23 protein-coding genes are annotated in these 19,672 nt (G+C 34.4%); 4 read left to right on the top strand and 19 right to left on the bottom strand.

The features are described 5' to 3' along the window. Positions 1-13: 13 nt before the first annotated feature. From rsmH to C1724_RS12125, 5 genes are all read right to left on the bottom strand, one after another. A complete protein-coding gene (rsmH, locus tag C1724_RS12105) occupies positions 14-946 on the bottom strand; it encodes a 16S rRNA (cytosine(1402)-N(4))-methyltransferase RsmH (protein ID WP_102347035.1) in 933 nt (310 codons plus the stop codon). A gap of 41 nt (positions 947-987) precedes the next feature. After that, entirely contained in the window at positions 988-1,419 is a 432-nt protein-coding gene (gene mraZ / locus C1724_RS12110) for a division/cell wall cluster transcriptional repressor MraZ (RefSeq protein WP_102347036.1), read from the bottom strand. A gap of 168 nt (positions 1,420-1,587) precedes the next feature. After that, positions 1,588-3,237 (bottom strand): bacillithiol biosynthesis cysteine-adding enzyme BshC, encoded by a 1,650-nt coding sequence (bshC, locus tag C1724_RS12115; RefSeq protein ID WP_258000380.1) that lies wholly within the window; start codon positions 3,235-3,237, stop codon positions 1,588-1,590. Positions 3,238-3,295: 58 nt separating this feature from the next. Continuing rightward, positions 3,296-3,682, bottom strand: coding sequence for a DUF3397 domain-containing protein (locus C1724_RS12120; protein WP_102347038.1), 387 nt, complete (start codon positions 3,680-3,682; stop codon positions 3,296-3,298). Further along, positions 3,675-4,577 (bottom strand): 2-dehydropantoate 2-reductase, encoded by a 903-nt coding sequence (locus C1724_RS12125; RefSeq protein ID WP_102347039.1) that lies wholly within the window; start codon positions 4,575-4,577, stop codon positions 3,675-3,677. The genes C1724_RS12120 and C1724_RS12125 overlap by 8 nt, the downstream gene beginning before the upstream one ends. A gap of 229 nt (positions 4,578-4,806) precedes the next feature. On the opposite strand from C1724_RS12125, the gene C1724_RS12130 reads away from it, so the two are divergent. Continuing rightward, the gene (locus C1724_RS12130; protein WP_102347040.1) at positions 4,807-5,280 is read left to right on the top strand and encodes an N-acetyltransferase; all 474 of its coding nucleotides are present in this window, start codon (positions 4,807-4,809) and stop codon (positions 5,278-5,280) included. 31 nt (positions 5,281-5,311) lie between these two features. On the opposite strand, the gene C1724_RS12135 is transcribed toward C1724_RS12130, so the two are convergent. From C1724_RS12135 to C1724_RS12150, 4 genes are all read right to left on the bottom strand, one after another. Beyond that, the gene (locus C1724_RS12135) at positions 5,312-5,956 is read right to left on the bottom strand and encodes an RsfA family transcriptional regulator (RefSeq protein ID WP_102347041.1); all 645 of its coding nucleotides are present in this window, start codon (positions 5,954-5,956) and stop codon (positions 5,312-5,314) included. Positions 5,957-6,156: 200 nt separating this feature from the next. After that, positions 6,157-6,918, bottom strand: a complete 762-nt coding sequence (locus tag C1724_RS12140; protein WP_102347042.1) for an enoyl-CoA hydratase/isomerase family protein — start codon at positions 6,916-6,918, stop codon at positions 6,157-6,159. Positions 6,919-7,264: 346 nt separating this feature from the next. After that, positions 7,265-7,438, bottom strand: coding sequence for a 50S ribosomal protein L32 (gene rpmF, locus C1724_RS12145; protein ID WP_102347043.1), 174 nt, complete (start codon positions 7,436-7,438; stop codon positions 7,265-7,267). A gap of 31 nt (positions 7,439-7,469) precedes the next feature. Beyond that, complete coding sequence (locus C1724_RS12150; RefSeq protein ID WP_102347044.1) at positions 7,470-7,991, bottom strand: YceD family protein; 522 nt, start codon at positions 7,989-7,991, stop codon at positions 7,470-7,472. Positions 7,992-8,183: 192 nt separating this feature from the next. Here C1724_RS12150 and C1724_RS12155 point away from each other — a divergent pair, with 192 nt between their 5' ends. Further along, positions 8,184-9,419, top strand: coding sequence for a nucleotidyltransferase (locus C1724_RS12155; RefSeq protein WP_102347045.1), 1,236 nt, complete (start codon positions 8,184-8,186; stop codon positions 9,417-9,419). Positions 9,420-10,567: 1,148 nt separating this feature from the next. Here C1724_RS12155 and C1724_RS12160 read toward each other — a convergent pair. Both C1724_RS12160 and C1724_RS12165 read right to left on the bottom strand, forming a co-directional pair. After that, entirely contained in the window at positions 10,568-11,635 is a 1,068-nt protein-coding gene (locus tag C1724_RS12160) for a SepM family pheromone-processing serine protease (protein ID WP_102347046.1), read from the bottom strand. Beyond that, positions 11,622-12,419: a patatin-like phospholipase family protein gene (locus C1724_RS12165; RefSeq protein WP_102347047.1), complete on the bottom strand. Its 798-nt coding sequence runs from the start codon at positions 12,417-12,419 to the stop codon at positions 11,622-11,624. The genes C1724_RS12160 and C1724_RS12165 overlap by 14 nt, the downstream gene beginning before the upstream one ends. 158 nt (positions 12,420-12,577) lie before the next feature. Between C1724_RS12165 and ylbJ the strand changes: the two genes are divergently transcribed. Next, the gene (gene ylbJ / locus C1724_RS12170; RefSeq protein ID WP_180994247.1) at positions 12,578-13,807 is read left to right on the top strand and encodes a sporulation integral membrane protein YlbJ; all 1,230 of its coding nucleotides are present in this window, start codon (positions 12,578-12,580) and stop codon (positions 13,805-13,807) included. Here the strand turns inward: ylbJ and coaD are convergent. The 3 genes from coaD to C1724_RS12185 form a co-directional block, all read right to left on the bottom strand. Beyond that, entirely contained in the window at positions 13,804-14,292 is a 489-nt protein-coding gene (coaD, locus tag C1724_RS12175) for a pantetheine-phosphate adenylyltransferase (protein WP_102347048.1), read from the bottom strand. The genes ylbJ and coaD overlap by 4 nt on opposite strands. Further along, positions 14,285-14,869 (bottom strand): 16S rRNA (guanine(966)-N(2))-methyltransferase RsmD, encoded by a 585-nt coding sequence (gene rsmD, locus C1724_RS12180; RefSeq protein ID WP_102347049.1) that lies wholly within the window; start codon positions 14,867-14,869, stop codon positions 14,285-14,287. Before rsmD ends, coaD begins: the two co-directional genes overlap by 8 nt. A 349-nt stretch (positions 14,870-15,218) precedes the next feature. After that, positions 15,219-16,670 carry a stalk domain-containing protein gene (locus C1724_RS12185; protein ID WP_102347050.1) on the bottom strand — a complete coding sequence of 484 codons (1,452 nt, stop codon included), beginning with the start codon at positions 16,668-16,670 and terminating at the stop codon, positions 15,219-15,221. Between the two features lie 141 nt (positions 16,671-16,811). On the opposite strand from C1724_RS12185, the gene C1724_RS12190 reads away from it, so the two are divergent. Further along, on the top strand, positions 16,812-17,201 hold the full coding sequence (locus C1724_RS12190) for a DUF7147 family protein (protein WP_102347051.1): 390 nt from the start codon (positions 16,812-16,814) through the stop codon (positions 17,199-17,201). A 137-nt stretch (positions 17,202-17,338) separates the two neighbouring features. On the opposite strand, the gene C1724_RS12195 is transcribed toward C1724_RS12190, so the two are convergent. The 5 genes from C1724_RS12195 to C1724_RS12215 form a co-directional block, all read right to left on the bottom strand. Then, positions 17,339-17,614 (bottom strand): YlbG family protein, encoded by a 276-nt coding sequence (locus C1724_RS12195; RefSeq protein ID WP_102347907.1) that lies wholly within the window; start codon positions 17,612-17,614, stop codon positions 17,339-17,341. A 132-nt stretch (positions 17,615-17,746) separates the two neighbouring features. Then, positions 17,747-18,196, bottom strand: a complete 450-nt coding sequence (locus tag C1724_RS12200; RefSeq protein ID WP_102347052.1) for a YlbF family regulator — start codon at positions 18,194-18,196, stop codon at positions 17,747-17,749. Positions 18,197-18,451: 255 nt separating this feature from the next. Further along, complete coding sequence (locus C1724_RS12205; protein WP_102347053.1) at positions 18,452-18,862, bottom strand: hypothetical protein; 411 nt, start codon at positions 18,860-18,862, stop codon at positions 18,452-18,454. A 108-nt stretch (positions 18,863-18,970) separates the two neighbouring features. Continuing rightward, entirely contained in the window at positions 18,971-19,213 is a 243-nt protein-coding gene (locus C1724_RS12210) for a YlbE-like family protein (protein WP_102347054.1), read from the bottom strand. 20 nt (positions 19,214-19,233) lie between these two features. After that, the gene (locus tag C1724_RS12215) at positions 19,234-19,635 is read right to left on the bottom strand and encodes a YlbD family protein (protein WP_102347055.1); all 402 of its coding nucleotides are present in this window, start codon (positions 19,633-19,635) and stop codon (positions 19,234-19,236) included. Positions 19,636-19,672 lie beyond the last annotated feature (37 nt).

Raw genomic sequence — 19,672 nt, forward strand, 5'->3', positions numbered from 1 at the left:
ACCCCCATAACGTTTAAAGTTTTTCAGCGACCCTTAGCTTAGCTGAGCGTGCGCGCTTATTTTGATCCATCTCTTCTTCGCTAGGCAAAATCGGCTTTCTAGTAATTACTTTCAATTTTGGTTTAAACTCCTCTGGGATAATAGGTAATCCATGTGGTAAGTCAGGAGTCTTTCCCCACTTATTAAAAGTTGTTTTACAAATTCGATCTTCAAGTGAGTGAAACGTGATCACACTAATTCTACCTTCTTTTCTAGTAATCGAAATAGCATCCTCAATCGCTTCTTCAAACACTTTCAGTTCATCATTTACCGCGATACGTATTGCTTGGAATACCCGTTTGGCCGGATGTCCCCCTGTTCTTCTGGCAGGTGCTGGAATCCCTTCTTTTATAAGTTCTACTAGTTCATCCGTAGTTTTAATTGGTTGTTTTTCACGATAGCTTTCAATCTTTCGGGCGATTTGTTTTGAAAATTTTTCTTCCCCATACTTAAAAAAGATCTTAACAAGTTCATTATAATCCCAATGATTGACAACATCATATGCCGAAATAGGTGCTGATTGATCCATTCTCATATCTAATGGTGCATTTTGGTGGTAACTAAAACCTCTTTCTGCAATATCTAATTGCGGTGAAGATACTCCTAGATCAAACAAAACTCCATCTACTTCATTTACACCTAGTTGTTCAAGTCTTTCTTTCATGTATCGAAAGTTGCTTTTTATTAACGTTACTTGTTCTTTAAAAGGTGCCAATTTCTTTTCTGCATATTGCAATGCCATTTCATCTTGATCAAAGGCGAAAAGCCTACCTTCCTTCGAAAGTTTCGTTAAAATCAACTCACTATGCCCTGCGCCTCCAAGTGTACAATCCACATAAATTCCATTTGGCTTGATATTCAAACCATCGACTGCTTCCTTTTTCAAAACTGTAACATGTTCAAACATACATACACCTACTTCATTTTTGTTTATCTCTTGCTGACAACCTACATATCAAAATCAATCATACTTTCTGCAATTTCTGCAAAGGATTCTTCCGATGCCGCGAAATATGTTTCCCAATTTTCCAAGCTCCATATTTCAAAACGATTTGAAACTCCGATGACAACACATTCTTTATCAAGTTTTGCATAATCGCGTAATGGTGGAGCTATATTTACTCTTCCCTGCTTGTCTACCTCACATTCAGTTGCGCCAGAAAAGAAGAAACGTGTAAATGCTCGAGCATCTTTTTTTGTAAAAGGAAGGGTTTTTAGTTTATTCTCAAGCGCTTTCCATTCTTCATGCGGATAACCAAATAAACACTGATCCAAACCTCTAGTTAGGACAAAACTATCTCCAAGAAGGTCTCTGAATTTAGCTGGAATGATCATCCGGCCTTTTTGATCGATGTTATGATGGTATTCCCCCATGAACATAGTTAGCGCCCCACTTTCTGACTATAGAATACCACATATCACCACTTTCCACCACTTTATAAATTACAATTCTTGAAAAACAAAAAAAATCCTGCAACTTAATTGCAGGTTTCTCTCGACAGTTTTTACTTTGATTTTGTTAGTAATCGTCAAACGACAGAAAATTTTCTACAGAAATATCACTTTATGTTGAGAATTAAATGCAAAGTCAAGTTTCAGCAGATCATCAACAAACTCGAATCCGTATAAATTTATAAAGTAAAAGATGTTCCAAATCCGTTCCTGTGGAGCGTTTAATGGGCGGAGAGAAAGATCGATATGTTCAAATTTACGTAATTCTACTGTATGTTTGTTGTACAACGCTTTCTCAACTCTTTGTCTTAAAAATAAAATCTGTGATTGAATAATTTGGGCATTCTTCTCAGCCAGAGGTTTTAGTCCTCCATCAATTTCTATCGCAAGCTCTTTAAGAGCATTGTGTGCATCCGCTACTTTGCTAATTGTTTCATCCGTAATCCTATCTAATTTGTTCGGTTTCTGGCTGTTAAACCACCGTTCTTTATCTGTTCGGCTCCCTGATAATAAAACTTCCTTTAAATCTAACTCGTGTTCCTGAATATATTTAGCTGTAGCGCGATCAATAATTGAAATCATTAATCTTGGAACAATAATAGGCATCTTAAAACCGAATAAATGAAAAGCCTCTTTCAATACAGCCCAATATGCAATTTCACCTGGTCCTGAAATAAAAGCTAGTGTCGGGAATATAAACTCCTGCATTAGCGGTCTTGTAACAACATTATTGCTTAATAGGGCAGGAGAATTAATTGCAATAGTTTCAAGTTCCGATTGAGAAAATTGACAATCATGACTTTTCCCTATATATCGGTCATTATATTTTTCAAGTAACACCCTTTCTCCATCCTTCATATAAAAGAGATGTGCATTATGCTCATTAATCTCAATTGGCTCCCCGAATCCACTTTCTTTTAATAACATTTGTTTCATTATCACTTTTTCTCGCAGAATATCATTATTCATGATTATCGATTTCATAAAAGATGAACCAATCTTTCTAAAACCAGCATCACCAGAATCCACAACAATTAAGCCTTCATTAGGAAATAACCTATATACTAATCGAATAAAAAAATCTACATATGTTTTAGAACGAGTCAAATCAGCTTGCAAGCTTTCCATCAAACTGGTCGTTTCATCTGTTTCACCGAAAGATTCAACTACATCTTCTATCCACTTTTGAGCTAACTCCTTATCTATGTCTAGAGCAGATATAGTACACTTCTTGTATTGTCGTTGGTTGATTTTTGTTTTGGTTGCATTGCCAGCTTTATTAATATAAACATGGTTAATTTCATCAAAATCATGGTCCTCACCCGCAATCCAAAAAACGGGCAGTACAGGTATCTTCAAGTTTCTCTCTTGCTTTCTTGCTAATTTTATTATTGAGATTATTTTATGGATTGTAAAAAGAGGCCCTGTTAACAAACCTGCTTGTTGGCCCCCTATTACTACTACACTTCTCGGGTCCTGGAATCTTTTGATGTTTTCAAAGGTTTTGCTATTAACATTAAATTTACTATGGAATTCCATTAAATAGCTAGTTAGTTCTTCTCTTGGATAGCTTCTGTTTGATAAATCATTTGCTCGAATAGAATATGTTTTATCGTTCTCAATATCCTGATAATCAAAAAAAGTTTGCACTTCTTCATCTCTAAGAATATATTTTGAAACAAGTTTATTTCCTACTGGAAGTGAGACATCCATCAAGTCCATTATGTATTCTTCCTTTCCGTTCATACATGAAACACTCTGATAAGAGTATAGCAGAGATTGATGTAAGCCCCAAAATTATTGCTTATAAAACTTCGTTTAGGCGGATTATTAGACCTAGTATTACAAGGCACACATAGCTCAATGAAAACAATAAAAAGTTTAATCGCCAGAAACCTTTCCAGACCTTTTTGAAGACGATTTCATCGTTGAATTTCCATTGTAGAAAAACAAAAAGCATTCCTATCGTAATCAATACAAGGAAAATAACCCAAAGAAATGACCTTTCTAATATAATCAACAATAAGTAATGAACAGCTAATATAAATATTAGCGTTGAATAATCAAGCGATAGATGAAAGGCCCTTTTTTTACTTTTTGTTAAGGCATAGGTAATCCAATATACTAAAAGAATTACAAGTATGGGTATTGTGATAACCGTAGCTATAAATACAGCAAAAAAGTCAACCAATTCCCTCTCCCCTTTCTTTTCCTTTGATACAATAATATAAAAATGAAATCAACGGCAGTGAAATCTTATTTTTCCTACCTTCTGACAACAAATAACCCAATATGGCATCGACTTCAGTTTGTCTGTTATTTTTAATATCCATATACATTGATGAATAGTTAGCAGCTGTTTTCTCGCAAATTTCAACTAAACCTCTCCATAGCTTATCGTCGTCAACTCCATTCATTAATGGTAGTATCTCACTATAGAGTAACTGCATATTTTTAAAATAATATGAATTGGTTAACAGTGAACCATTTCTGATGCTATATAGAACTGTTAAAGGATTGATGATAGCATTAACTACCAACTTTTGAATCAGCATGGGATACCATTCTTGTTCAAATTTAAAGAGAAAGCCTTCATCATTTAACTTTTCAAATAAAGGTAGGGTCTCCCCGCATTCACCTTTAAAACAACTTATTTTAACTTGCCCCATACCTGTATGTTCAACAGTATTGTCATTACGTTTTAAAACACCATGTTCAACCACACCGACAAAAATAGTATTTGTGAACAATGAAGGTAAATCTTCAATATGACTCATGCCATTTTGTAAAAATAAAATAGGACATCGATTTTCTGTATGTACTAGATAATCAATAATTGGTTTTAAGTGATATTGTTTAACTGTTACAATAATTAAGTCAACTGGTTCTATTCCTCTGATAAATGGTATAGCTTTTATAAAGACTTTTCGACTAATATCATTTCTATATACTTGTATTCCTTCACGATTAATTTTGTCTGCCTGTTCGCTCCGATTTGTGTATAGTATGGTTTCAATTTTTGAGTCATATAAGAAAGATGCAATCAGCAATCCTACTGCTCCACTACCAACGATAGCCACCTTCATAAAACGTTGTCCTCCGCTATTCTAATTATCTTATTATTTTAACAAATTTTTAACAATTTACGGGAGTTTTCTTGAATTGTTTTTTAAATCCTTTTAGTTATTATTTAATAATTGTTCTTTTAACTTTATAGGCATCTAATTATCATAAAGATAATACTTATTAGAAGATATTTTCATACAATTGTATTATAATTGATAAGAAACAGTGTGAAAAAAGGAGGAATCCTTCATGGAGACTATACAGGTCGAAAAATTATTAGTTAACTATAAAACCTTAGAAGACTTTAAGAGTTTTAAACAGTATGGTAATCAAGAATTACAAATGCTTGAGGATTTACAAGCTAATATCGTAGAAAATGATTATGAATCACCATTTTATGGGATTTATTATGGAGACAAATTAGTAGCTAGGATGAGTCTATATCAAACAAGTAAGAAGTTTGACCGTATTTTTAATGGTCAAAGAGATTATCTAGATTTATCTAAGTTAGAAGTGCTTCCACAACATCAAGCTAAAGGGTACGGTAGAAGATTAATTGAGTTCGCTAAGTCATTTGATTTACCGATTATTACTAGACCAAGGGTAAATTCTGATGCGTTTTGGAGCAAGATGGGATTCGAGTCCTTAGATTCTACTGGCAGCGAATCGGAAAAACTTCTAGTATGGTATCCAGAACAGTATTCAGAAAACAAATTAAATTAAAAAATAAAGGAGCTGATTAATATCAGCTCCTTTATTTATTTACCCTTTCTAGGTTTCCATTTTTATCCATTTGGAAACGGAATTTTGATCCATCATCCTCTTGTAATACAATCATTTTACGTGCCCTTTCCATGATTTGAATTAATGCTTTGTAATCTTCCTCAATAAGTTTATAATTTTCTTTCCATGATTCTAATTCACGAGATTGTTCCTGTTTCTCTTCTTGAAGCTTTTTTAATTTATTTTTTATCGTTGAGTTTTCTCGTTCAAGATCTATTAGTTTTTTTACATCGAGCTCAACAGTAGTTAAAAATTCGCGAACAGTTTCAAAACTTATATGATTAATATTAAGGCTTGCAACGTCTGCTACGTCTTTTTTAGTTTCAGCTTTTACATTCTTTTGCTTTTTACTCTCAGGAACTTCCGATTTTTGTACTTCCACTTCTATTTCTACACCTTTTCGTTGTTTTTTAGCGAATTCGATGGCAGAATTATATTGTTTTCGAATTGCAGAATTCCATCTAAAACCACAAGCTGCTGCAGTTCGTGAAAGTTTTTTACCAACCTCTTCAAAAGCTGCTAATTGTGTACTTCCCTCACGGATATGCCTTAACACAACTTCCGCTAGCATTAAATCTTCATCTTGCGTCCAAGCATCTTGTCTAGAAGTAGTCATCTCTATCTCCCCTATTGTTTTTTATTATTTCTATGCACACAATAGAAAAGATAGAATATAAATCTATTAAATTATAATAATTATTTGGCTCGACAGGCACCCCCATGGATTAACATCGCGACATCCTGTGCAAGGTCAATACTAGCACGTCCTACCGTTTTTTGACCCAAGGGGCAAGGGAAGGAGCTAAATTTTAATTATTATTTATTAAGAAAAGAATTTACAGCGGCATGATGTTCATCCATTTCCCATAATAATGAGCAATTCTCAATTTCCTCAAACATTCTTTTGTAAATATTTGAGTGATTCCATTTACGTATAGCTGTTTTTTTATAAGCTTCTAAAACTGTACTACTTTGAGTTACAAATTGATCTAGCCAGTTTTCACACTGCAACCTTACATTCATTTCATCCCAAACATGATGAATAAATCCCATTTCAACTCCTTCTGAAGCCGTATATTTTTCTGCACTAAATAATATTGTCATTGCTTTTTCATATGGTAGCTTTTCTAATAACATAGTAGCGCCACCCCAACCTGTTGTAATTGCCAATTTGCCCTGAACAAACCCAAATTTTGCGTTTTTTGCCGCCACTCTAAAATCACAGGCAGCAGCAATTTCACACCCCCCACCAATGGCTGTACCATTTAAAAGACAAACAGTCGGTTTTGGTAATGTTAATAACTGGTATAAAATATCGCCCATCTTTGAAAGCATAGAATAGGCTTCATCTTTTGTATGTAAACCATGAAAAACTGATAAATCACCGCCAGAACAAAAAGCCTTATTTCCCGCTCCTGTAATAACAAGCACTTTATCTTCCTTGTTTCTGGCTACTTCCTCAATTGTTTCTTTAAAACCTTGCATCACGTCATAATCAATTGCATTCCTCTTTTCCACTCGATTAATGGTAAGCCACACAACACCTTTTGCGTCTCTTTCTACTAAAACTTTCCCCACGTGTGATCCCCTTTCTACAAAGTATTACAATTACTAAGCGATATACATATGTCTAATGTTAGTATGTTGAATGCTGCTCACTTTTATATTAGCTTTTAATTATCTAAACTCCTGCATAATCTCGGGGTCAAAAGCTAAATCGAGCAAACTACGTCCCTTTCCTTGACATAAAGCAGTAGCCCTATCCAATATTTTAAGTCACTAACCCTGATACTAAGCTGTTTTTTACACACAAAAAAAAACACAGAGAAATCTCTCTGTGTTTTTTCAGCCTATCATTAGTGATACACAAATAATAGTCGATTGTTCAAATGTTGGGATACCTATTGGTATACCAGTTTTGAAATTAGTCGTTTACTACTTCCTTACCTTTGTAAGTTCCACACTCTTTACATACACGGTGAGCAAGCTTTAATTCACCACAATTTGGGCAACTTACCATACCAGGTACTTGTAATTTATAGTGTGTACGACGCTTTCTTTTTGCAGTTTTAGATGTTCTTCTAAAAGGTACAGCCATTATTCCCACCTCCTTAAAAGGTTCATACAATTTACTTGTTTTTGTTGTCATCAAAAAAGTTCTTTAAGGCTGCTAATCTTGGATCGATTCGGTTTTTTGAGTCTTCCTCAGAAATAACTTCCCAACCTTCTCCCGATTGCGGAGCCTTACCTTCTACTTGATTATCATCACAAAAAACTTGAATAGGTATCTCCAAAAGGATATTTTCCTTGATCATAGGTGATAAGTCAAGAAGTTCTCCTTCAACATAATGAATTTCTTCTTCATCATGATAACCATAATCACTAGGTGATAATAAATAAGTTTCAGTTGTTTCAATATTAAATGGATATTCAACATCCACTAATGTCCGAGAACACGGTAATATCATCGTTCCTTGAATCTTAAGTGAAAAAGTTACTTTGTTAGAGCCAAAATCACCACGGCCTACAATGTGGACTGGTGGTATTCGTCTAATCTCAGAAGTGTTAGTTAAATCACTTACATCCAAATATTCGTCAAGTTCGATCCCTGTATTCCGGAATTGATTTAATTGATTCATATACCATTTCATCGATATCACCTCAAGGCAACAAAAGTAATTATAGCCCTCGTCTGACTATTTGTCAATATTTTTTCTTTACACTATAATAAGAAAAGCAGAGACCGATGTTCCAGCGGCCGTAGCTAGACATTAAGTAAAGCAGAGATCAAAATAAAAAGATTATAATATCTACTATACAATTAGAAAGGAGCATTTTCAAATATGAAAACAGCTGGTGTTATTGTGGAATATAATCCCTTTCATAACGGTCACTATTATCATATCCAAGAAACTAAAAAAGTAACAGGAGCAGATATAATAGTTGCAGTTATGAGTGGTAACTTTCTCCAACGTGGAGAACCTGCCCTTGTTTCTAAATGGGCAAGAACAAAAATGGCCCTTCAAGGAGGAGCTGATATTGTAATTGAACTGCCATATGTGTTCGCCACCCAAAAAGCCGAAATTTTCGCATATGGTGCTGTCGCAATATTAGATGCTTTAAATATTGATTCCCTATGTTTCGGGAGCGAGGACGGGAATATAGAATCATTCAAAAATACGATTAAATTAATGGAAGAACATGAAACGAGCTTTAATGATACCATTCGTAAATCATTGCAACAAGGAAAAAGTTATCCTCGTTCTGCTGCAGATGCCTTCCTGTCCCTACATCAAGATCAATCCTGCGTAGACCTTTCCCAGCCCAACAACATATTAGGTTATCATTATATTAAAGCCATACATAAACTAAATAGTACAATAACACCTCATACAATAAATAGAACAAAGGCTAATTATCATGATCAGGACATCCATGATCCAAAAATTGCAAGCGCTACTAGCATTCGCAAGATTTTATTTGCTGATCAACAAGATCTCGAAAGTATTATGAATGTTATTCCGAGGACATCATTTGATAGTATAATCGAATATAAGAAAGAATTTAAGATATTTCACAATTGGGAGCGTTACTTTCCGCTCTTAAAATATCGTTTATTATCTACAACCCCCTCTGAATTACGGAAGATTTATGAAGTTGAAGAGGGCATTGAAAATAGATTAATAAAATATATCAGGGCATCTAAATCCTTCGAGGATTTTATGAAAAAAATAAAAACGAAACGGTATACATGGACAAGGCTGCAGCGGATCTGTCTTCACATTCTGACCAATACTTTAAAGGACAGTATGATTGAAAATGTAGCAGCACCTACCTACCTTCGTCTTCTTGGGATGAGTAATAGAGGTCAAAACTATTTAAATAAAATAAAAAAGAATATTGAGATACCCATTATTTCAAGGTTATCAGCTTTCTCCAATTCACAAATAAGTTTTGATATAAACGCTACACAGGTCTACTCATGTTGTCTTGATGAGCCCTATCAAACAAAAATGATTGAGAGTGAATTTTCGAACACACCGATTCGTTATGCTAATGATGAACAGCTGTTTATTTAAAATTGCCAAGGCAGCAAAGGATTGCACGTTTGCCATGCAGGGTTATTATAGTTTAGATTAATCAGTAAAGATAACTAGTTCTACGATGATTAGTTTAGTTCCACAAAAGCACCGACTTCTGGCAGAATCCGGTCCTGATTCTGACTCGTTTTCCGCTAAACGACCGGATCCTGTCAGTATTCACATCGGATTCTGACTCATTTTCCTCTTTAACACCCGTTTCTGTCAGTATTCACACTGCATTCTGACTCATTTTCCTCTTTAGCACCCGTTTCTGTCAGTATTCACACTGCATTCTGACTCATTTTCCGCTAAAGGACCACATCCTGTCAGAATTCACATCGGATTCTGACTCGTATTCCTCTAAAGCACCAGATCCTGTCAGAATTCACACTGCATTCTGACTCATTTTCCTCTTTAGCATCCGTTCCTGTCAGTATTCACACCGCATTCTGACCTGTTTTCCTCTGTAGCACCCGTTTCTGTCAGTATTCACATCGGATTCTGACTCATTTTCCTCTTTAACACCCGTTTCTGTCAGTATTCACACTGCATTCTGACTCATTTTCCTCTTTAGCTTCCGTTCCTGTCAGAACTCACATCGGATTCTGACTCGTTTTCCTCTAAAGCACCAGATCCTGTCAGAATTTACACTGCATTCTGACTCGTTTTCCTCTTTAGCACCCATTCCTGTCAGTATTCACATCGGATTCTGACTCGTTTTCCTCTAAAGCACCAGATCCTGTCAGAACTCACATCGGATTCTGACTCGTTTTCCTCTAAAGCACCAGATCCTGTCAGAATTCACATCGGATTCTGACTCGTTTTCCTCTAAAGGACCAGATCCTGTCAGAATTCACATCGGATTCTGACTCGTTTTCCTCTAAAGGACCAGATCCTGTCAGAACTCACATCGGATTCTGACTCGTTTTCCTCTAAAGGACCAGATCCTGTCAGAATACACACTGCATTCTGACTCGTTCCCATGTAAACCAAAGACTCCTGTCAGTATCCAGTCCTAATTCAAAAACTCGTGCTTAAGAACTTAACGGCATATTGCCCCAATAATCAAATTAACGTGCATTGAATCACCACATTGATCCAACACAACAAAAAAAACACATGACTTGTCATGTGTTTCATTAACCCTATTTCTTAGGCTCTAGTTGTTCTAAATAAGCAAGAGCTTCCTCAAATGTATCTACTGGGACAATTTTCATCTTCGAATTAATATCCTCAGCAGCTTCTAAAGCTTCTTGGTAATTTGTAAGAATTGGAGCTCCATTTTTATCTGTTCTAGTCTTTCCTTCTTCATTTGGTGCAAAAAAGATCTCTACATCAGAGCCGTCCGCTGCAACGACTTTTTGTTTTATTCCACCGATTCGTCCTACTACACCTTCATAACTAATAGTACCTGTTCCTGCAATTTTATAACCTTTTGTTATATCCTCTTCAACTAATTGATTATATATTTCCAATGAAAACATCAAACCAGCAGAAGGTCCACCAATTTCATCTGTCTTTATTTCGACCTTCGGATTGACTTTTACTTTTCGGTCAGTTACTAATTGTATTCCCAGACCAACACGGTCATCTTCACTATCATCAACATTGTTTTGGAAAACACCTAATGGTATATCGACTTCCATTGGTTTACCATTACGTTCAAGTCGTATAGTCACAATATCATTAGCCTGCATTTGTGATATATACTTTATAAATTCCTCAGATGACTTCATTTCAAGGTTATCGACAGCAAATAACCGATCACCAACCTTGAGATGTTGTTCTGCAGGCATTCCCTCGACAATGCCTAACACATAAACGCCATTATATTCAATTGATATATCCTTGTTTGCTTTCGTATAAGCCACTACCGTTGCTTGTTCTTTCGAGCTATCCATCATATGCAGCTGGCGGTGATTATACTCATCATCTGTTTCTCCCTCGGGGCGTATCTGTTCCTCAGGATATATTACATGATAGTCATTAAGTTTAGCCAGACCATATTGAATAATAGTTGCTTTGCCCATTCTTATTGTTGTTAAGGAGAAACTGCCTTCCTCCCTAAATCCACCTTCAACATTCACAATGGGCGCTAATTCTTTGGCCATCCCAGGAGTTGAGATATAGAATGGTAATTGATAAAACATTAGAAAAAGGGTTAAGACGATCACTATGATCCATCTATTTGTGAATATTCTACGTTTGTTCATGATGCGTCTCCTCCCAGCGGTCTATTACTTCTTTAATTTTTGAAATATTCTTAATTGTTTCTTCTTCTCCAATTCGAATGATTTCCTCAGTATTTGTAAATGCTCTCGCACTATACTGTTCAACTCTTGGTTTAATCATTACATCAGCATCGGATTGTTTTAACCTGGCTAATTCATCTTGCATAATATCAATACTTTGCAATATCACATCAAATATCGAAGTAATCTCCTTATTGCCATTAATATGAGAAACATCAATAGCGATTACAATATCTGCCCCCATATTTCTAACAACTGAAACAGGTACACGGTCAACTACACCGCCATCAACTAAAAGGCGACCATTAATTCTTTCAGGTACAAAAATCCCTGGAATTGAAATACTCGCTCGCACGGCATCGGCAACGGAACCACTATTAAAGATCACTCTTTCTCCAGTAGTCAGGTCTGTCGTTACAACAGCTAACGGTGGATGAAGTTCTTCTAATTGCATTCCTTTTGTGAAAATCCGTATGAATTCTTTAATTTTTTGACCATTAATAAAGCCCATTTTGGGTACGGTAAAATCTAAATAATATTTTCTCCGAAAGGCTGTCGCAAGTTTATATAAACGTTCAAGATCATGACCTGCGCCATATAATCCTCCAACCAATGCTCCCATACTACTGCCTGCAATAAAATCAATAGGTATATTATATTCCTGCAATACCTTTAAAACACCTACATGAGCAAACCCTCTTGCACCACCAGATCCAAGTGCTAAACCTATTTTGGGTCGCATCAAAAGTCACCCTCCAATATTGCGCCTTAGTTTTTTGGTCTATTCCGTTGTTAAATTCGTATATTTAAGTGTAGGACAAGAAAAATATTTTCACCTTATTTTACCATTCTATATTCTTCAAGTATAGAATTATGAACTTTAGTGTTGATGGAGGTTAGGACGTGATACAGTCTAAGTTAAAAACATTATTTCTAGCCCTGGCGATAACCTTAATTGCCTCAGGATTAATTTTTCATCCTCAAGAATCACTTGAAGCCTCAAAACGTGGTCTAGATATGTGGTGGAATGTTGTCTTTCCATCATTATTACCTTTTTTTATCGTTTCAGAATTATTAATTGGTTATGGTGTTGTTAAATTCATTGGTGTTTTGCTAGAGCCTTTAATGCGACCGTTATTTAAAGTTCCAGGTGTCGGAGGGTTTGTGTGGGCGATGGGCATGGCTTCAGGGTTTCCGTCTGGAGCAAAAATAACAGCGCGATTACGTAAGGAAAAACAACTTACAAAGATTGAAGCTGAAAGATTAGTATCATTTACAAACTCATCCAATCCTCTTTTCATATTTGGAGCAGTATCAGTTGGTTTTTTTAATAATCCTAATATGGGTATATTATTAGCTATCTCACATTATTTAGGTAACTTATTTGTTGGAATTTTAATGAGGTTTCATGGTAGAAGTAATAAAAATGATATCTCAGAACTAGACAGTGTAAAATTCTCACTGAAAGATGCTTTTAATAGCTTGCATGAAACTAGGTTAAAAGATAAACGGCCTATAGGAAAGTTATTGGGTGATGCAGTTTTATCTTCTATTCAAACATTATTAATGATCGGTGGATTTATCATTTTGTTTTCTGTTTTTAATCGCTTGCTTTACATAGTAAACATAACTGAAGTAATATCCATATTCTTCACTTTCTTACTTTCAATATTCCACTTATCAACAGACTTAGCCGTCCCACTTATTTCAGGCATGTTTGAAATTACATTAGGTAGTCAGCTGACAAGCCAGACTGACGGATCTGATCTAAATAAAATAATTATTGTTAGCTTTATATTAGCATTCAGTGGCTTTTCTGTTCATGCGCAAGTTGCAAGTATATTAGCTGAAACCGATATACGTTTTAAACCATTTTTTATTGCAAGAATCCTTCACGGTATCTTAGCTGCCTGCTTTGCACTATTGTTATTTAAGCCCCTTTACATCGATCTGTATACGATTAATAACAAACAAGTACTTCCTGCCTTTGCCACCGGATCACAATCATGGTTGTATGAATATTGGACGTTTTTAACACAGTACGGTGCATTCGTTACTTTAATATCTCTATATATTTATATTTTAATACTTTTGAAAAAAAATCTAAAATTCATATTAAAAACCCCTCGTTAAGAACGAGGGGTAAATTTTTCATATAGTGCTTGTTCCACAACAGGGGGAACTAGTCCGGAAACATTACCATGGTACTTGGCAGCTTCTTTAACAATACTTGAACTTAAAAAAGAGTATTGGTTATTTGTCATCATAAAGAAAGTTTCTATATTTTCTGATAGCTTGCGGTTCATTGAGGTGATTTGCATTTCATATTCAAAATCTGAAACCGCTCTCAATCCTCTTAAAATTACTTTTGCTTCTTTTTTACTTGCATAATCAATTAATAAACCGTTAAAGGATTCCACTTTTACATTTGGGATATCCTTAGTAACCTTTTCAATAAGCTCAATACGCTCTTCAACTGTAAAAAGTGGCTTTTTTGAAGAATTATTTAATACACAAACAAAAACTGTATCAAATACACTGGCACCACGTTTAATAATATCAAGATGCCCAAATGTAATAGGATCAAAACTACCTGGACACACAGCAATCCTATTCATCGTCCCCCCCCTTATCATTGCTTTTAACATAACCATAAATTGAAATAACGGTTGTATTTCCGTATATTTCTTTTCTAAAAAGTTGCAAAGAACCGATCTTATCCGGTAAATCCATTTCTGTTCCATACTCTGTTACAATAATTCCGTCACTCGTTAACATATTAGTATCATCAATCATTTTAATAATATCTTCTAATACATTTAGCTTATATGGTGGATCTAAAAAAATATGTGAAAATTGCAGATCTCGTTTAGCAATTGCTTTTAAAGCCCTTACAGCCTCATTACAATATACTTCTGTTTGATCGGTAAATCTACAAAGCTCGATATTATGTCTAATTATATCGACAGCTTTACGATCTTTGTCAACAAAAATTACCTTGTCTAAGCCACGGCTTAACCCTTCTATTCCCAGGCCACCGCTACCTCCAAATAAATCAAGTCCAAGTCCTCCGTCAAAAAACGGACCAATCATATTAAAAAGAGATTCTTTTATTTTATCTGTTGTTGGTCGAGTAGTTGTTCCTGGAACTGCTTTTAAAGGTCTTCCCTTACATGTACCTGCAATTACTCTCATTTTAATCACCTTTAACTATTTATCTTCTTATCCAAATTATATCCTACCATAAAAATACATATTTCAACAATTGAAAAGTGCATCTAAAAAATGAGGTTAGCTAAATGTATATTGGAAAAATTATTGGTCATAATGGATAGTAACAACATCGCTAAATGGTGTTGTTGCCAACCGCGGAGAAGACTTACGTTTCCCCATAAGTTCTTCCTCCGGTTTCTCCTCTCCCTTTGCCTTCTGTCCTGAAGTCATGACGGATTTTCAGGAGTTTTTGAAGGGCCCTGCTATGGCAGGGTTTTTTTTTGTACTTTCCTTAAAAACATACTTCGCTATCTTTTTTCTTATTATACCTTTACATAAGATATATGCCGTTTTCACGTTTAATAACATCTACTTTCAATAATTGCTCTAACCATTTTTCTGATATAAAAACTTCCCCATCAAATTGTTCAAGTGGCTTTTTTAATAATCCGTAATCCTCCTGATTATATATAAAGTAGGTTTTATCCAGGTAAAAACGCCAGCTGTTTCCACTTTTACTCAGTAAATATAGTTTTTCTTTTGAAAAAACAGTTAGATTAAATCCTAGCCCCTTCAGTGTTACTTCAAATGGAAAGTAAACTTCTTCATTTCTAACAACTGGTGCCCAATCGTTATTCAGTTTCCTATTTTGAAAAAATACGGATCTAGATTCAGTGTAATAGAATGGCACAAGAGGGGCAGTCTGGTTAATGTTTTTTGAAAAAAAAGTAGTGGATAAATGTGTACCAAGTTTTAAATGATGATCTAAATCTAGACTATTAACCTTTATAGCAGGTACATTTTCTTCTAATAGCCATTTACGGAATGACTCTTTAGTTTCAGAAGGTACATGTTCTAGCAATTCAACTGACATCTCATAAACCTTACTAGTTCCAACTGGACGATCAAGTATAAAAGCGGGCAGAACATCCCAAATCCATGCGATATCGTCATTATAAGGTTGCTTAAATCTTTTTATATAAACCGAAAGAATTAATTCCTCAATTTTTTTACTTTCTGTTTCCAACGGAACTACGATTAACTGGGATGAATAATATACATCATCATGAGCGGATCTTACAATCGTTAATTCAAATTGAGATGATAGCTTGTCTATTAAGTTGTGAAGTCCTTCTATATCCTGCTTTTGTTCACTAGAATAAATGGAAATTAATGGTCCATACTCGTTATTATCATGGAGAGAATCAGATGTCATATAAAGCACTAGTTCACTTGAATCTTGTTTGGACCACACATAATAATCTAAATGATCTTTTTCCACTATTGCTATTTCTGATGCACCCGCTACCCAGGACGTAGTCTTATTTTTCTCAGTCAACATAACCTCGAAGTTCATTGGTATAATCTCGTTTTCTAAATTAGAAAATTGTACAAACCAATCGTCAAACCACCATGCAGTTTCTTGACTATCTGTAAGGATAGCATACGTAAATGAAACGGTTGTTTTATTTTCTAAATAAATTCTATGTTCTCGCCCTTCATTTACAAGATTACAGTTATCACCATTCGCGGTTTTACACCGTAAATCTGAAATATTATGTGGAAGTTTGACGATAAAATTTGATTGCAACAAGTTAGATACTTTTTGCTCAATTAATATTTTTTCATTATTGTGGAATAGTTCAATTTCTGTATCCAAAGGAGTATGTTGCGCTATTTCTAAATTACTATTGTTTAATTTATATAAAATCCATTGATATCCTATTAATCCAGTTATTGTTACTAATAGCATCAATAATAGTACAGCCACTCGTTTAATCATTTTATAAAACCTCGTCGAATGTTTCCTTTTCTATACGATATCAAAAGTAGGTAAATTTTCATATGAATTTCTCAAAATTTTTTTGACCTTTTCAATTGTAATTGTTAAAGTAAATCGTATATAGAGAGGAGAGTATATTGCATGATACAACGCTTTATTGAGCTTGGAGAAGGTTATTCTGATTTATATGAGCTAATTGAAATGGCCAAAGTAAATCACAAAAGATTAGTACATTTGATGGCATTCAATTCAAAGATTAACGACGACGAAGTGACTTCACTAGCAGTCGTTTTACAACCAACAGACCCTGGAAATTTTCAGCCTATTTATATTTGTCGTGAGGGAATCCCAAATCCTGAAAAAAAACCAAATAAACGCTATGAACTATTTAAAGAAACAGCTCTTATGCTTGGTAAGGAAATTATTACACTTAAAGTTAAGCCATCCACTATATATCCAGAAAAAGAATTATATTACCAACATTTAATTGCGATTCTACGTTTGAACCATTATATTGCACCACTGCAATAAAAAACATGTCGAACCGAACCTGATACTGTATGAGGATAACTTGAAACGCCTTAAAAGCTCGCTTTTTTTAATACCTGTTAAAGTGAAAATACAAAAAATCCCCTACGGAAACTATTAAAGCTTTCGTGGGGATTTCATTAAATACCTATTTTATAATCATATTCCTTTGCTTTATCTGGTTTTGAATTTTCAAATTCAGTTTTTAGGAAAGGCTTATACGAAGGTTCAACCTTTCTTACAAAAGGCATTGCTTGAAGGCGGCTAATTGCACCTTCTACACGTTCCATATCCATATATATAACCGCATATTTCAACTTTTTGGATACATAATGAATATTCCCAAAGCGCTTGATCTGTTTAACTTGCTTTAATGAGTGTAGCCAAACAATTATTCCTTGACGATTACTAGAAATCATATTTTTATCTCCCTTTACACCTTCATGTAGTGAATAAGTAACATTCACTAGTGCTGTACAAGAAGTATGTTTACAAAACAATTACATCCTACTTGTCAGAATAGCATGAAGTTTCAAATGAAGCAAGTATTAACTGCAACCACAGCTGCCACCGCTACCGCAACCACCACTACTACAGCCACCACCCAATGTGTCAAAGAAAGGATCACCGGTTGGAACCTTTATATAATCAGATACAGACTTACCTATTAGTACACTGATTTCATCTAATAAAGACTGAACTTTTGTTTCGGATTGTTTAAAAGCAGCAACATGGCTGTTCAAATCCATTTCTCTTTTTAATGTGCGCGTTTCAGTTATCACTTGAAGGTAATCAGGATGATATCTTCCAAACCGGTGTACTTCATCATATTTCTCTTTCTGTTTAACAAACTTTTTAATCAAATTTATAGCAGTTTCGTCTTGACGCAATTTATATAAACATTGAAAGTATTCTTCAACGACTTCAGAACTTAAAATCATCTTCGAAAGTTGATCAGCATTATCTAATATATCAACTCTTTCTTTTGTTGCTAGCATTTCATAACACCTCCAACGTAATAATAACATGAATCCACTATACATACGAATGTTAGTAATGCACAATATTAACCTCTAATAGAAAAATTGGGCATATCTATTCTTTTATTATGCACCACTTTATTATTATATTATAAGCAAATCCATACAAATAGAAAGCTAGAAACTTTATCAAATAAGAATAATGTACCCTACCTTACATCCATGATACATTTTATTAAAATAAAAAACTCAGCCGTACAACAGACGACTGAGTTAATTTGGGACGGTAACCTCAAACTCTTTTTCAACCCCATAAGGAGTACCATCATTGTTTACAAGCTCTAGTTTTACTCGGTGTACACCTTTTGGTAAACCTTTCATGATAAATGCTGCAGTATATATATCATCGATCTTTTGATTATTTAAATAAAGTTTAATATATCCTGTACCTTGTTTATTAGCAACTTTTTCATTTCGTTTAGAAAAAGTAAAATTTGATATAACACATTCAACATATACATTATTGTCTCTCACTTCTTCTCTAACTGTCATTGGATATGGATTGCTTTTTGAGAAGACAGGTACACTTATTATAGAATCGTGATGTATTCGTTGATTATCTTCGACTCCGATTTGGTTACATCCCATGACAAAAGTCATTAAAAGGATTATATATTTGAGCATAGAAAAACCACCTTATTTCGTATTTTATATATATAGTGTTTGCCTATATTTATAAAAATATGAATGGGCTTTTCCTTTATCTAAAGATAAGAGCAGCAGTTCCGATACTTAGCCATTATTATTCTTTGACATAATCATCATATCCATTAACATACGTGCTAATTGAATTTGATTCTGCAGACGTTCTAACCTCTGTGGGAGAGTTCTTCCATAAAAAATTTTAGCTGCTTGCTCAATGTCATACATTTTTTCAGGATTTCTGCTTAACAACCGATACCAGATTGGCTTTTCTCTAACAAAGTTCAATAACTCGGGTTTAGATCTTAAGTATAATTGAATTTCACGGCGCAATTTTACTCAACTCCGAAACGTTAATCTTTTTGAAAAGAGAATGGATGTGGTCTATTATTGCTTTGATTTGAATTTTGTTTGCTACCTTGAAATTCTCTTATTAATTGTTGAACATTAGAAATAGCTCCACTTACATTGTTAATATGCTTTTGCATTTCATTCATATCTACATTTTTTATCAAAGAGAATATTTGCCCCATTAAATCAGAATCCTTTGTGGTAGCTTTTTGTTCTTTTTCTTTTTCTATTTCATTATGGCCACTCAAATATTTAGTCCACATGTCATCATCTTCACCGAACATATACCAATCTTCAAAAAAGTCTTGCCATGTTTTAGTATTGGCGCGAACTTCTTCAACCATTTTTGGATGCCGTTTAACAAATTCCTTAAATTCTTGGACTTTTGGATGTAGTTTACTCATTTTTTCACCCCATAATAAGAATTACTATAATTCCTTA

The organism is Bacillus sp. Marseille-P3661 (genome assembly GCF_900240995.1).
In the GTDB taxonomy this organism is placed as follows: Bacteria; Bacillota; Bacilli; order Bacillales; family Bacillaceae_J; genus OESV01.

What these genes read in the sequence shown, in the direction of transcription:
- coaD (WP_102347048.1), bottom strand. Translation starts at nt 14,292, where the DNA reads ATGAATAGGATTGCTGTGTGTCCAGGTAGTTTTGATCCTATTACATTT.
- C1724_RS12160 (WP_102347046.1), bottom strand. Translation starts at nt 11,635, where the DNA reads ATGAACAAACGTAGAATATTCACAAATAGATGGATCATAGTGATCGTC.
- mraZ (WP_102347036.1), bottom strand. Translation starts at nt 1,419, where the DNA reads ATGTTCATGGGGGAATACCATCATAACATCGATCAAAAAGGCCGGATG.
- C1724_RS12215 (WP_102347055.1), bottom strand. Translation starts at nt 19,635, where the DNA reads ATGAGTAAACTACATCCAAAAGTCCAAGAATTTAAGGAATTTGTTAAA.
- C1724_RS12125 (WP_102347039.1), bottom strand. Translation starts at nt 4,577, where the DNA reads ATGAAGGTGGCTATCGTTGGTAGTGGAGCAGTAGGATTGCTGATTGCA.
- C1724_RS12150 (WP_102347044.1), bottom strand. Translation starts at nt 7,991, where the DNA reads ATGAAATGGTATATGAATCAATTAAATCAATTCCGGAATACAGGGATC.
- C1724_RS12200 (WP_102347052.1), bottom strand. Translation starts at nt 18,196, where the DNA reads ATGCTAGCAACAAAAGAAAGAGTTGATATATTAGATAATGCTGATCAA.
- bshC (WP_258000380.1), bottom strand. Translation starts at nt 3,237, where the DNA reads ATGAACGGAAAGGAAGAATACATAATGGACTTGATGGATGTCTCACTT.
- rsmH (WP_102347035.1), bottom strand. Translation starts at nt 946, where the DNA reads ATGTTTGAACATGTTACAGTTTTGAAAAAGGAAGCAGTCGATGGTTTG.
- C1724_RS12130 (WP_102347040.1), top strand. Translation starts at nt 4,807, where the DNA reads ATGGAGACTATACAGGTCGAAAAATTATTAGTTAACTATAAAACCTTA.
- C1724_RS12185 (WP_102347050.1), bottom strand. Translation starts at nt 16,670, where the DNA reads ATGATTAAACGAGTGGCTGTACTATTATTGATGCTATTAGTAACAATA.
- C1724_RS12190 (WP_102347051.1), top strand. Translation starts at nt 16,812, where the DNA reads ATGATACAACGCTTTATTGAGCTTGGAGAAGGTTATTCTGATTTATAT.
- C1724_RS12155 (WP_102347045.1), top strand. Translation starts at nt 8,184, where the DNA reads ATGAAAACAGCTGGTGTTATTGTGGAATATAATCCCTTTCATAACGGT.
- C1724_RS12135 (WP_102347041.1), bottom strand. Translation starts at nt 5,956, where the DNA reads ATGACTACTTCTAGACAAGATGCTTGGACGCAAGATGAAGATTTAATG.
- C1724_RS12205 (WP_102347053.1), bottom strand. Translation starts at nt 18,862, where the DNA reads ATGCTCAAATATATAATCCTTTTAATGACTTTTGTCATGGGATGTAAC.
- rpmF (WP_102347043.1), bottom strand. Translation starts at nt 7,438, where the DNA reads ATGGCTGTACCTTTTAGAAGAACATCTAAAACTGCAAAAAGAAAGCGT.
- rsmD (WP_102347049.1), bottom strand. Translation starts at nt 14,869, where the DNA reads ATGAGAGTAATTGCAGGTACATGTAAGGGAAGACCTTTAAAAGCAGTT.